General features: G+C 73.2%; 12 protein-coding genes. 2 read left to right on the forward strand and 10 right to left on the reverse strand.

Annotation, left to right across the window (positions count from 1 at the left end):
* The first annotated feature begins 131 nt into the window (after positions 1 to 131).
* Positions 132 to 515 (forward strand): peptidoglycan DD-metalloendopeptidase family protein, encoded by a 384-nt coding sequence (locus ACFE67_RS03880; RefSeq protein WP_375405560.1) that lies wholly within the window; start codon positions 132 to 134, stop codon positions 513 to 515.
* Positions 516 to 519: 4 nt separating this feature from the next.
* On the opposite strand, the gene ACFE67_RS03885 is transcribed toward ACFE67_RS03880, so the two are convergent.
* The 10 genes from ACFE67_RS03885 to ACFE67_RS03930 form a co-directional block, all read right to left on the reverse strand.
* Positions 520 to 1,434 carry a tyrosine-type recombinase/integrase gene (locus ACFE67_RS03885; RefSeq protein WP_375405561.1) on the reverse strand — a complete coding sequence of 305 codons (915 nt, stop codon included), beginning with the start codon at positions 1,432 to 1,434 and terminating at the stop codon, positions 520 to 522.
* Between the two features lie 62 nt (positions 1,435 to 1,496).
* Positions 1,497 to 2,351, reverse strand: coding sequence for a metallophosphoesterase (locus tag ACFE67_RS03890; RefSeq protein WP_375405562.1), 855 nt, complete (start codon positions 2,349 to 2,351; stop codon positions 1,497 to 1,499).
* A 40-nt stretch (positions 2,352 to 2,391) separates the two neighbouring features.
* Positions 2,392 to 3,555: a DNA-processing protein DprA gene (gene dprA, locus ACFE67_RS03895; RefSeq protein ID WP_375405563.1), complete on the reverse strand. Its 1,164-nt coding sequence runs from the start codon at positions 3,553 to 3,555 to the stop codon at positions 2,392 to 2,394.
* Complete coding sequence (locus ACFE67_RS03900; RefSeq protein ID WP_375405564.1) at positions 3,552 to 5,120, reverse strand: YifB family Mg chelatase-like AAA ATPase; 1,569 nt, start codon at positions 5,118 to 5,120, stop codon at positions 3,552 to 3,554. Before ACFE67_RS03900 ends, dprA begins: the two co-directional genes overlap by 4 nt.
* Positions 5,117 to 5,476, reverse strand: coding sequence for a YraN family protein (locus ACFE67_RS03905; RefSeq protein ID WP_375405565.1), 360 nt, complete (start codon positions 5,474 to 5,476; stop codon positions 5,117 to 5,119). The genes ACFE67_RS03900 and ACFE67_RS03905 overlap by 4 nt, the downstream gene beginning before the upstream one ends.
* A gap of 309 nt (positions 5,477 to 5,785) precedes the next feature.
* Positions 5,786 to 6,109, reverse strand: a complete 324-nt coding sequence (locus tag ACFE67_RS03910) for a DUF2469 domain-containing protein (protein ID WP_345480774.1) — start codon at positions 6,107 to 6,109, stop codon at positions 5,786 to 5,788.
* Between the two features lie 12 nt (positions 6,110 to 6,121).
* Positions 6,122 to 6,838 (reverse strand): ribonuclease HII, encoded by a 717-nt coding sequence (locus tag ACFE67_RS03915; RefSeq protein ID WP_375405566.1) that lies wholly within the window; start codon positions 6,836 to 6,838, stop codon positions 6,122 to 6,124.
* On the reverse strand, positions 6,835 to 7,578 hold the full coding sequence (lepB, locus tag ACFE67_RS03920; RefSeq protein WP_375405567.1) for a signal peptidase I: 744 nt from the start codon (positions 7,576 to 7,578) through the stop codon (positions 6,835 to 6,837). The genes ACFE67_RS03915 and lepB overlap by 4 nt, the downstream gene beginning before the upstream one ends.
* Positions 7,579 to 7,657: 79 nt before the next feature.
* Entirely contained in the window at positions 7,658 to 8,008 is a 351-nt protein-coding gene (gene rplS, locus ACFE67_RS03925; RefSeq protein ID WP_375405568.1) for a 50S ribosomal protein L19, read from the reverse strand.
* A 162-nt stretch (positions 8,009 to 8,170) separates the two neighbouring features.
* Positions 8,171 to 8,632: a hypothetical protein gene (locus tag ACFE67_RS03930; protein ID WP_375405569.1), complete on the reverse strand. Its 462-nt coding sequence runs from the start codon at positions 8,630 to 8,632 to the stop codon at positions 8,171 to 8,173.
* A 134-nt stretch (positions 8,633 to 8,766) separates the two neighbouring features.
* Between ACFE67_RS03930 and map the strand changes: the two genes are divergently transcribed.
* On the forward strand, positions 8,767 to 9,532 hold a 766-nt coding region (gene map / locus ACFE67_RS03935), incomplete at its 3' end, for a type I methionyl aminopeptidase (protein ID WP_375405570.1).

The following is a 9,532-nucleotide window of genomic DNA, read 5'->3' on the forward strand; positions in this document are numbered from 1 at the left end:
CGGCCTTCTTCCTTTCGGTGATCTCCATGGTCGTGGTCGCCACGCCGTCGCCGAGCTTGACGACGGACTGGTAGAACCAGCCGTCGAACTGCTCGCCCGCGTGGGCCTGGCCGGTCGCCTCGCACGGGGTCGTGCGCGGGTTCGAGGCGCCGGCGACCGAGTACACCGCCGGGCATCGGGGCATCGACGTGCAGGCAGCGGTCGGCTCCCCCGTGCTGGCGGTCGACGACGGCGTGGTGGCGTTCGCCGGCACGGTCGTCGATCGCGGCGTCGTCGCCATCGATCATCGCGGCGTGCGGTCGAGCGTCGAACCGGTCGAGCCGGCGGTGCAGCAGGGCGAGGCGGTGCACCGCGGCGAGGTGATCGGGCACGTCTCGACCGGCGGATCGCACGCCGCGGGCGTCCTGCATCTCGGCGCCAGGGTCCGGACCGGCGACGGCTGGGTGTACGTGTCGCCGCTGCTCTTCCTGGGCGGCGCGACGCGCGCGGTGCTGCTGCCCGAGTCCGCCTGGTGACCCCTCAGCTGCGCGGATGGGCCAGCTTGTAGCTCTCCGCGAGCCGCTCCATCGACACGTGCGTGTAGATCTGCGTCGTGCCGAGGCTCGCGTGGCCGAGCATCGCCTGCACCGCGCGGAGGTCGGCGCCGCCGTCGAGCAGGTGCGTCGCCGCGGAGTGCCGGAACGCGTGCGGGCCGGAGGGACCGGATCCCGGCACGGCCTCGAGCAGCCGGGAGGTGAGGCGGTGCACGCTGCGCGGGCCGAGCCGCCCGCCCCGGTCGCCCAGGAAGAGGGCAGCGCCCGCCGCGCCCCCGCCACGCTCCGCCAGCACAGGCCGGCCGCGCTCCCGGTACGCGGTGATCGCCCGCGACGCCGGCACGCCGAACGGGACGACGCGGTCCTTCGCGCCCTTGCCGGTGACGCGGACGGTGAGCGAGGAGAGGTCGACGTCGTCGACGTCGACCCCGCACGCCTCCGAGACGCGCAGCGCGGAGCCGTAGATCAGCTCGATCAGCGCGAGATCCCGCAGGCCCGACGGATCGCCCTCGGCCGCGCGCGCCTCCAGGCCGGCGAAGAGCTCGGTGACCTGGTCGTCGCCGATGACGCGCGGCAGCCGGCCCTGCGCCTTCGGCGCGCGCAGCCGGGCGCCCGGGTCCGTGGGCAGCCGCTCGGTCCGGTGCAGCCAGCCGGTCAGGCTCCGCGCCGCAGCCGCGCGCCGGGCGATCGTCGCGCGAGCGAGCTTCCTCTCCGTCGCCTCCCAGAGCCAGTCGCGCAGGAGTTCGAGGTCGAGACCCCCGACCTCCTCGACCTGCCGGGTGGCGGCGAATCGGACGAGATCGGCGAGGTCCGCACCGTAGGCCGCGATGGTGTGCGGCGAGTACGCGCGCTCCCGCGCGAGATGGTCGCGGTGCGCCGCCGTCGCCTCCGTCAGCCGCATCGCCCCAGGGTGCGCCCTCGAATCGACCGCGGTGGCGCGACCCTCCGGCCACCGCTCAGGCGTCAGTGCGGGGCGTCGACGCCCATGGTCGCGAAGGCCTCCTCCGGCGTGCTGTCCAGCACGTGGTGCGGGTCGGCGGGCAGCGGCGAGTAGCCCACCCGGCCGTCGTCGTAGAGGGAGAGGATGCCCGCAGCGCGCCCGCCGTCGACAGCGATCACGCCGCCGCCCGGCTTCGTGAGGCGGATCGTGTAGGCGGTGGCCGGGGCGACGTGCACCGGGACGCCCGCGAACGACGAGCTGGTCGCGTAGTGCAGGTGGCCGCCGAGGATCGCCCGCACGTCCGTGCCCTCGATCGCCGCAGCCAGCACGTCCTGGCCTGTGAGGTGCAGGCGGGCCATCGCCGTGACCTCGACCGGGACCGGCGGGTGATGCAGCGCGAGGACCGTGCCGAACTCGGCGGGCTCGGCGAGGACCGTCCGCAGCCATTCGGCCTGGGCCGCATCGACGCCGCCCTCGACGTGGCCCGGGATGGAGGTGTCGAGCGAGACGATCCGCAGGCCGCGCACCTCCAGCACGCGGTCGAGCGGCTCGTCGGTCGCGGGTTCGCCGAGCAGCGCCTCCGCCATCGCCGGGCGGACGTCGTGGTTGCCGACCGCCCAGACGACCGGCCATCCGGTGCGCTGCGTGGTCTCGCGGGTGACGGTCGATGCCGCGAGGTACGCCTGCGGCGCACCCTGATCCGCGACGTCGCCCGTGTGCACGAGCGCGTCGATCGGGATCCCGCTCCCCTCCAGCGCGGCGAGCGCGGCCGAGTAGGTCGCGGCGACGTGCACGGACCCGTGCATGAGGCCGGACTCGGTGAAGTGGCTGTCGCTGACGTGGGCCACGCGGTGGGTGGCGATCGGCTCCCTGGTCACCTCTGGACGGTACCGAACGCCGCTGACGGTGCCCATCGCGCTATGCGCTCGACCACCCACCCGCCCCCTCCACGGCCGCTCCCGTGAGCGAGAGCATGCCGAGCGCGGCCGACGTGTCCGCGATGCTGAGGCCCGCCCTCGCTGCGAGGTCGAGCACGGTCCTGGGCCGCCTCCCCAGCACCTCCACGAGGCGCGCCTCGTTCGGATCCTCCGGGGCGGACAGGCGCTCGAAGCCGTCGAGCTGCACCGCGTCGTCCGGCTCGCTCGCCAGCTCGGCCATCTCCGCCGCGCTGCGCACGAGCACCGCAGCGAAGTCGCGGATCAGCACGTGGGTGCCGACGGAGGTCGCCGAGTAGACGGACCCGGGCACCGCACCCAGCGGTCGGCCCAGCTGCGCCGCGTGCGCCGCCGTGTTCATCGCACCCGACCGTGCCCCCGCCTCCACCACCACGGTCGCCCGCGACATGGCGGCGATGAGCCTGTTCCGCTTCAGGAAGCGTTCCCGCATCGGTCGCGCGCCGCACGGCATCTCCGACAGCACGACGCCCTCGCGCGCGATCCGGTGCAGCAGGTCCGCGTGCTGGGCGGGGTAGAAACGGTCGAGACCGCCCGCTAGCACGGCGACCGTGGTCCCGCTGCTGGCCAGTGCACCGCGATGCGCGACGCCGTCGATGCCCATCGCGGCGCCGGAGACGATCACGAAGCCGCGGTCCGCGAGCCCGCAGGAGGCGTCCGTCGCCACCCGATCGCCGTAGGCCGTCGACGATCGGGAGCCGACGATCGCGATCGACCGGGTGAGCGGCGGGAGGAACCCGGTCGGCGCGAGCGCCCAGAGCGCGAGCGGCGCGTGGGCGCCGAGATCCGCGAGGCCGATCGGCCAGTCGACGTCGCCCGGCACCAGCAGCCGGGCGCCGACCTGCAGGGCGTTGCGGAACGCGCGCGCGAACCCGGCCTCGTCGAACCGGGGCGACCAGCGGTCGAAGGCCTTCCTGAGCTCCGGGTTCCGGGACGGCGGCGCGTTCCTCCGCAGCGCGTCGAGCGCGTCGGCGGCGCCGAGGGTGCCGACGAGCGCACCGGCGACACCGTCGCCCGGTTCGACGAGCGTCGTCCAGGCGCCCGCTGCGAGAACGGCGCCCGGATCCGGGTCGGGAGGGCCGGGGCGGACCGCGAGCAGGAGGTCCTCGAGCGAATCGATGCCGTTCATGCGTCCGGGCTCCGCAGCGTGAGCGCCCGGCCGATCTCCGCCCGGCCGGGGCGGTCGATGCCGGCCAGGTCGGCGAGCGTCCAGGCGAGCCGGAGCACCTTGTCGTGACCGCGGAGCGTCACCACCTTGCGCTCGAGCGCCGCCTCGAGCGGCAGCCGCGCGCCGTCCGCGGGTTCGCGATCGGGATGCCGCAGCCAGCCGCCGGGAACCTGCGCGTTGATCCTCCACGGCGTCCCGCTCAGCCGGTGGGCCGCGCGGTCCCGCGCTGCCAGTACCCGCTCCCGCGCGACGGCGGTGCTGACCCGCGACAGGTCGTCCGCCAGCCGCAGCTGCGCCGCCGTCACCCGATCGACCCGCAGCCGGATGTCGATGCGATCGAGGAGCGGCCCGGACAGCCGGTCGAGGTACCGCTTGCGGGCCGCAGGCGCGCAGCTGCAGACACCGTCGGTCGTGCCCCACTGGCCGCACGGGCACGGGTTCGCGGCGAGCACCAGCTGGAACCGGGCGGGGAAGTCGGCATGCGCCGCAGCGCGATGCACCGACACCATCCCGGACTCGAGCGGCTGCCGCAGGGAGTCGAGCACTGCGGCGGAGAACTGCGGAGCCTCGTCGAGGAACAGCACGCCACCGGAGGCGCGGGTGACGGCGCCCGGCCGGATGCGCCCGCTGCCGCCGCCGATGATCGCGGCCTCGCTCGCGGAGTGGTGCGGCGCCTGCCACGGCGGTCGCGATCGCAGCCGATCGATGCCCTGGCCGGCGAGGGACGCGATGCAGGTCGCGTCGAGCGCGGCGTCGCCGATCAGATCCGGGAGCAGGGCGGGCATCCGCGTCGCGAGCATCGTCTTGCCTGCACCCGGCGGCCCGAGCATCAGGAGGTGGTGCCCGCCGGCCGCCGCGATGATCATCGCCTCGATGGCCTCGGCGTTGCCGACGACGTCGGCGAGATCCGTCCGTGCGGGATGCTCGCGCAGCACCGGAGGTCCGGGCACCGGCTCGACGTCGATCGGATCGAGGTCCGCGCCCTGGCGGATCGCGAGCGCTCTGAGGCTCGGCACCGCGATCACCTCGATGCCGTCGACGAGCGACGCCTCCGCCTCGCTCGCCGACGGCACGACGATCCGCGACCTGCCCGCCCGCCGGGCCGCGCGGACCGCGGGCAGCACGCCGGGCACCGGGCGGAGCCGGCCGTCGAGGCCGAGCTCGCCCACGTAGACGGTGTCGCCGACGGTCTCCCGCTCGATCACCCCGGTCGTGCCGAGCACCGCGACCGCGATGCCGAGATCGAAGCCCGACCCGTGCTTCGGCACCGCCGCCGGGGAGAGGTTCACCGTCAGATGCCGCGACGGCATCTCGAATCCGGAGTGCTCGACCGCGCTTCTGACCCGCGCCTGCGCCTCCCGCAGCGCCGTGTCCGGCATGCCGACGAGCCGCAGCCCCGGGGTCTGATTCGTCAGCGCGGCCTCGATCTCGACGATGCGACCGGTGAGCCCCTCGAGCGCGATCGCGGCCGCCCTGGCGGTCGAGGCCGGCGCCGACGGGGCGACCGCCGACACCGCGGTGCTCATGCCGCAGCCCTGAGGTGGTCGAAGGTCGGCCCCTCGCGGCGCGGCATCAGCACCCCGATGAGATCGATCCTCGTCCCCTGCGACCGCACCCCGCGATGCGCGCGACGCCAGGCGCCGGCCAGCACGCAGAGCCGCGTGAGCTTCGGCGCGTCGACCCCCTCCAGCGGATCGCCGTACCGGCGGCTGCTCCTGGTCTTCACCTCGACGATCACGAGCTCACGCCCGTCCATCGCGACGATGTCGATCTCGCCCGACGCGCACCGCCAGTTGCGATCCACGATCTGCCATCCGAGCGCGGTCAGGTATGCCGCCGCCTCGTCCTCACCCCGTCGACCGAGGTCGTCCTTGTCCGCCATGGGTCCGACGATGTCGGGCTTCGCGACGGCGGTGACCGCGGAAGGCGCCCAGCACCGAGAACGGGCCGAATCGGACCTGTGGAGGAGAGGATCGCGCCGTCCCGAGCCGCGGAGGAGGACCGCGAAGCGCAAGTCCGCTGATTGCGCCGATTCACCTGCTACCGGGGCCATCCGCTGCTGAACCGGCGGTGCGCTCCGTCGAATGAGCAGCGGTGGGCCCCGCTAGCGCGAGCCTCGTTGACGAGTTCTACTCGTCGAGCGCCAGGCAGCATCGATGGTCGATGGCGCCCGACGAGCGCCGCTGGCGCGTCACTCGTCGAGCGCCAGCTCCTGGGGCAGTTCGAGCTCCTTCGCCGACAGCTCCTCCACGTTGACGTCCTTGAACGTCAGCACCCGCACGCTCTTCACGAAGCGGTCGGCGCGGTAGACGTCCCACACCCACACGTCGTGCATCTGCAGCTCGAAGTAGAAGTCGTGCTCCGTGTCCCTGCGGGTCAGCTCCACGTCGTTCGCCAGGTAGAAGCGCCGTTCCGTCTCGACGACGTACTTGAACTGGCTCACCACATCCCGGTACTCGCGGTAGAGCTGGAGCTCGACCTCGCGGTCGTAGTCCTCGATCTCGTCATCGTCCATCGTCGGACGATCCTACGTTTCGTCCGCGGACACCGCGACGACGGAAGGGAGGGCGTGCAGCCAGGTGTGCCGATGCCAGTCGCAGGGGCCGTGCGCGTCGATCGCCGCGTAGTGGTGACGGGACGCGTACCCCTTGTTGCTGAGCCAGCCGTAGACCGGGTGGTCGTCGTGCCGCTCGATCATCAGGTCGTCGCGGTGCACCTTCGCGACGACGGAGGCGGCGGACACCGAGGCGCAGTCGCGGTCGGCCTTGATCCGCGTGACGACCTGCGGCAGCACCGGCAGCCCGGCGGCGATCAGCCCGGGCGTGAGCCAGTCCCAGTTACCGTCGAGCAGCACGACCGCGCCGCTCAGCCCGACACCGAGCGCGACCAGGCCGCCGATCGCGCGCGCGCCCGCGGTCCCGAGGCATCTAGAGATGCCGACGCCGTCGATCTCGTCGTTCCCGGCGAGGCCGACCGCGGAAGCGGCGGCCCAGTCGCGGACGCGCGGGGCGAGCGCGACGCGGTCCGCCTCCGGCAGCAGCTTCGAATCCCGCAGCCCGGTCGGGATGCGCTTCCGCCCGGGGTCGAGCACGGCGACGCCGACACCGACGGGACCGGCGATCGCGCCGCGGCCGACCTCGTCGCACCCGATGACCACGGACGCACCGGAGGCGAGCAGCGCACGCTCGACCGAGAGGCCGGGAGGGCGGCCCGCGCTGGACCTCAGGACGCCGCCCGCCGTCATCCGGACGCCGACCCGACGCCGCCGAACGTCGACGGGTAGTCGGACAGCCAGCTCCAGTGCGAGACGGGCCAGGAGATGACGAAGGCACGGCCGACGACGTCGGAGATCGGGACGTAGCCCTTGGAGGGCGTCGCGGTCTGGAAGCGCGAGTCGTCGGAGTTGGGGCGGTTGTCCCCCATCACCCAGAGCCTCCCCGCGGGGACGACGGTGTCGAAGGCGATGCCCGAGACGGCGCGGCTGCCCGGCTGCAGCACGGCGTACGGTTCGGCGAGTGGGCTGCCGTTGACGGTCATCTGACCGAGCGCGTTGCAGCAGACCACGTGATCGCCGGGGAGACCGATCACCCGTTTGACCAGGTGGTTGTTCGCGTCCTGCGCGGACAGCCCGACGAGCGACAGGACCCAGTCACCCGCAGCGGTCACGGGGTTGGTCGGCGCCGCGACCGGCTGATCGCCGCGCAGCCAGCCGCCGGGATCGGTGAACACCACGACGTCGCCGCGCTGCAGTGGGATGAGTCCGGGCACCAGCTCGTTGACGAGGATGCGGTCGCCGACCTGCAGCGTGTCCTGCATCGACTCGGACGGGATGAAGAACGACCGGATCAGAAACGTCTTGATCAGGAACGAGGCGAGGACCGCGACGACCACGATGACGACGAGGTCGCGGAGGAACCCTGCCGCGCCACGGCCGTGCCGCCCTCCGGACCGCTCAGGAGCGCTCGTCGGGGGGCTCTGCACCATGTCGAGCACGACCTCCCCGCACCGGGCACAGCCGACCCGCGCCGGCTCCCCAGTGTACGGGGCGGGTCGAGCGCGGGGCTCAGGCCTCGCGCTTCTCCTTGATCTTCGCCTTCTTGCCGCGCAGCTCGCGCAGGTAGTAGAGCTTCGCGCGGCGCACGTCACCACGGGTCACGACCTCGATGTGGTCGATCACCGGGGAGTGCACCGGGAAGGTGCGCTCGACGCCGACCTGGAAGCTGACCTTGCGGACCGTGAAGGTCTCCCGCACACCGGCACCGGAGCGGCGGATGACCGCGCCCTGGAAGACCTGCACACGGCTGCGCGTGCCCTCGACGATGTTCACGTGCACGCGCACGGTGTCACCGGGGCGGAAGGCCGGGATGTCGGAACGGATGCTGGCGGCGTCGACCGCGTCGAGCAACTGGCTCATGAGGGCACTACTCCCTGGGCACGCCGCCGGTCGGCCCGATTCGGGGCGCTGCGTTCAGCGCCGGGCGAGACGGTGCCGCGGACTGAAGAAGGTCCCCCAGCGGCAGGAACGGCCGCGGCACAGTCCGTCATTCTGGCACAGAGTCGTGCCGCACTCGTCCCCTCAGCGCGTCGACGGCCTGATGACGACGTACTCGCCGGCGTCGATGGGCGGCCGCCGGTCCGCCGGCTGGGGCGGACCGAAGGGCTGCTGCAGGCGTGAACGGACGTCGCGCGCGAGCAGCCGGCCGCCGACCCAGAAGCCGCCGATGGCCGCCGCCGCCGCGAGCAGTCCGAACCACGCGGACGCGGCGCCGAAGAAGCCGAGGCCGATCACACCGACCTGGAACGCGGTGAGGACGGCGACCGCGGGCAGGTCGAGCGCCCGCTCCCTGCGGATGCGGGCGCGAGCGGAGAAGAGGATCGCGAGCGCGAGCTCCACGACGAGCACGACGGGGACCAGCAGGACCACGCTCAGGAAGCCGCCGACGGACGCGCCCCAGATCGCGTACCCGAGCAGGAGCCAGAGCGGCAGAACGGCCGCAGCCGCGAACTGCCAGGCGAAAAGAGCCCGACGAAATGCCATGGGGGAATCGTAGGCACGCCCGTCGGGACACGGTGCTGCTGTTCGCCCGTGGCAGAGGGAGCGCTCAGCGTCCCCTCTGCCACGGGCGCGCCGTCCCGCCCGGTTAGGGTCGTACGGGCTGTGGAGGAGGAACCGTGATCGAGTTGCGCACGCCGGCAGAGATCGAGGCGATGCGCCCGGCCGGCCGCTTCGTCGCCTCCGTGCTCGAGCGGCTCGAATCCGAGGTCGCCGTCGGGATGAACCTGCTCGAGCTCGACCGGATCGCGCACGCGATGATCCGGGAGCGCGGGGCGGAGAGCTGCTACATCGACTACCACCCGTCGTTCGGTGCGATGCCGTTCGGCAAGACGCTGTGCACCTCGGTGAACGACGCGGTGCTGCACGGCCTCCCCTTCGACTACGCGCTGCAGGACGGCGACATGGTCAGCCTCGACTTCGCGGCGAGCGTCGACGGCTGGGTCGCCGACAGCGCACTGACCGTGATCGTCGGCACACCCCGCGCGGCCGACGAACGACTCATCGCCACCACGCGCACCGCCCTCGACGCGGCGATCCAGCACGCGCGCTCCGGCATGAAGCTCGGCGACGTCTCGGCCGCGATCGGCGACGTCTGCCGGGCGGCCGGGTACAGCGTGAACCTCGAGTTCGGCGGCCACGGCGTCGGTCGCACGATGCACGGCGACCCCCATGTGCCGAACGACGGCCGCCCGCACCGCGGCCTCAAGCTGCGCCCCGGCCTGATCATCGCGATCGAGCCCTGGCTGCTGGAGACGACGGACCGGATCTTCACCGACCCCGACGGCTGGACGCTGCGGAGTCAGGACGGCTCCCGCGGCGCCCACAGCGAGCACACGGTCGCGGTCACCGACGGCGACCCGGTCGTCCTGACCCAACGCGGCT

Source organism: uncultured Amnibacterium sp., assembly GCF_964244015.1.
Taxonomy (GTDB): Bacteria; Actinomycetota; Actinomycetes; order Actinomycetales; family Microbacteriaceae; genus Amnibacterium.

Bases quoted from the DNA above. Each gene is read 5' to 3' on its own strand.
- ACFE67_RS03885 (WP_375405561.1), bottom strand. From the start codon at position 1,434: ATGCGGCTGACGGAGGCGACGGCGGCGCACCGCGACCATCTCGCGCGG.
- dprA (WP_375405563.1), bottom strand. From the start codon at position 3,555: ATGAACGGCATCGATTCGCTCGAGGACCTCCTGCTCGCGGTCCGCCCC.
- ACFE67_RS03900 (WP_375405564.1), bottom strand. From the start codon at position 5,120: ATGAGCACCGCGGTGTCGGCGGTCGCCCCGTCGGCGCCGGCCTCGACC.
- ACFE67_RS03905 (WP_375405565.1), bottom strand. From the start codon at position 5,476: ATGGCGGACAAGGACGACCTCGGTCGACGGGGTGAGGACGAGGCGGCG.
- ACFE67_RS03910 (WP_345480774.1), bottom strand. From the start codon at position 6,109: ATGGACGATGACGAGATCGAGGACTACGACCGCGAGGTCGAGCTCCAG.
- ACFE67_RS03915 (WP_375405566.1), bottom strand. From the start codon at position 6,838: ATGACGGCGGGCGGCGTCCTGAGGTCCAGCGCGGGCCGCCCTCCCGGC.
- lepB (WP_375405567.1), bottom strand. From the start codon at position 7,578: ATGGTGCAGAGCCCCCCGACGAGCGCTCCTGAGCGGTCCGGAGGGCGG.
- rplS (WP_375405568.1), bottom strand. From the start codon at position 8,008: ATGAGCCAGTTGCTCGACGCGGTCGACGCCGCCAGCATCCGTTCCGAC.
- ACFE67_RS03930 (WP_375405569.1), bottom strand. From the start codon at position 8,632: ATGGCATTTCGTCGGGCTCTTTTCGCCTGGCAGTTCGCGGCTGCGGCC.